The 2,020-nt window shown below is 67.6% G+C and carries 1 protein-coding gene; it reads left to right on the forward strand.

Going from position 1 to position 2,020, the window contains the following annotated elements:
• Positions 1–164 precede the first annotated feature (164 nt).
• Positions 165–1,901: an IS1634 family transposase gene (locus ACGFK0_RS37615; RefSeq protein ID WP_392913549.1), complete on the forward strand. Its 1,737-nt coding sequence runs from the start codon at positions 165–167 to the stop codon at positions 1,899–1,901.
• The last annotated feature ends 119 nt before the right edge of the window (positions 1,902–2,020 follow it).

The raw sequence follows: 2,020 nt of genomic DNA on the forward strand, positions 1-2,020 counted from the left end.
CCCGCGTTCCGCAGTTCGTAGACACACGGCTGTGATCGCCGGCGAGTCGCCGCTGGTCAGCGCTGTGCGGCGCTGGTTTCCAGGGCTGGCAGGCTCGAAAGTGTAGTAACACGAGTTTGTGGGATTCCACTGCGGAACAGGGGAGTCCCTGGTTTCCTGTGGTCATGTACTTGCGGTTCACGCAGCGGAGCAACGCCGATGGGTCGATCGTCCGGTATGCGGCGCTTGCGCATAACCGGCGGGTGGACGGCAAGGTCAAGCCGGACGTGCTGATGAACCTGGGCCGGGTCGACCGGCTCGATGTGGAGGGTCTGCGCCGGCTGGCCGCCTCGATCACCAGGCACTTCGGCGGCAACGAGGCAAGCCTGGACGAGGCGGCCGAGGCCGGACTGGCGGCGGGAGCGGCCCCGATGGAGGTGATCGACTCCCGGCCGATCGGCACCCCGTGGCTGCTGGACGCGCTCTGGAAGCGCTTGGACATCGCCGACGCGATCAAGAGGGCAACGGACGGGCGGCGGTTCACCACCAACGTGGAGCGGGTGCTGTTCGCGCTGGTCGCCAACCGGGCGATCGACCCGATGAGCAAGCTGTCGGCGGCCGAATGGGCGAGCGAGGACGCCGTGATCAGCGGACTGAACGGCATGGACGAGGACCAGGCGTATCGGGCGATGGACCTGCTCGCCGAAGCCGACACCACCGGGAAGGTCCAAGAAGCGGTGTTCTTCGCCGTGGCGAACCTGCTCAACCTCGAGGTCGATGTCCTGTTCTTCGACACCACCTCCACCTACTTCGAACGTGACGAGGAGGAGGACGACACCGCCGAGCGGCGAGGCTTCCGCAAGTACGGCAAGTCCAAGGACCACCGCGACGACCTCCCGCAGATCGTCATCGGCCTGGCCGTGACCAAGGAAGGCATCCCGGTCCGCTGCTGGTGCTGGCCCGGCAGCACCAACGACCAGCAGGTTCTGGCCGAGGTGAAGGACGACATGCGGGACTGGAAGCTCGGCCGCGTCATCACCGTGGTCGACCGCGGTTTCTCCGGCACCGGCAACCTCGCCTACCTGCGCAGAGCGGGCGGACACTTCATCGCCGGGATGCGGATGCGAGACGGCAGCGCCCTGGCCGAGCAGGCACTATCGCGCCAGGGCCGCTACCAGCAGGTCCGCGACAACCTCCGCGTCAAGGAAGTCAAGATCGACGGGGCCGGGGACGTCCGGTTCATCATCTGCCACAACCCCGACCAGGCCGAACGCGACAAGCGCCGGCGCGAGCAGGCCATCGCCCGGATCGAAGCCGAACTGGAACGCATCGCCGCCCAGCGGGAACGCGAGCGGACCAGAGCCAGGAACGGGCAGCTCACCGCCAAGGCCAGGCAGCGAGCCGAGCAGGCGCACGTGCGGGCCGAGTGCGCCCTGCGTGACCACCCCACCCTCAAGCGGTGGATCCGGCAGCACAAGAACGGCCGCCTCGCCATCGACCGGGCGAAGACCAAGACCGAGGCCAACCTCGACGGCAAGTACCTCCTGGCCACATCCGACCCCGACATCTCGGCCGAGGACACCGCTCTGGGCTACAAGAACCTCCTAGAAGCAGAGCGCGGGTTCCGTGACCTGAAGTCCGAGCTGCTGCTTCGACCGGTGTTCCACCGGCTCGAACACCGCATTCGCGCACACGTCCTGATCTGCTGGCTCGCCCTGCTCCTGACCCGGGTCGCCGAGCGTTCCACCGGCCAAAGCTGGCGCGATATCCGCCGCGAAACCGCCCGCTTGAAGCAGGTCACCCTCGTCGGCGCCGCCGGGACGATCACCCAGACCACTCCGCTACGGCCCGGCCACAAGGCCATCTACCAGGCGCTTTCCATCCAACCGCCGCCCCGGGTCACCGCCTTCGACCCCACCTGAACAAGACCGAACAAGGCCGGCGAGGCGTGGACACACGCCCTCTCCCGCTCTAATCGGCGTTCCCCCAGGCCAGACCCCGGATTCGGCATCACGTGTGACCACCAACTGCGGAACCCGGG

It is taken from the genome of Spirillospora sp. NPDC048823 (genome assembly GCF_043198445.1).
Classification (GTDB): Bacteria; Actinomycetota; Actinomycetes; order Streptosporangiales; family Streptosporangiaceae; genus Spirillospora.

Bases quoted from the DNA above. Each gene is read 5' to 3' on its own strand.
- ACGFK0_RS37615 (WP_392913549.1), top strand. From the start codon at position 165: ATGTACTTGCGGTTCACGCAGCGGAGCAACGCCGATGGGTCGATCGTC.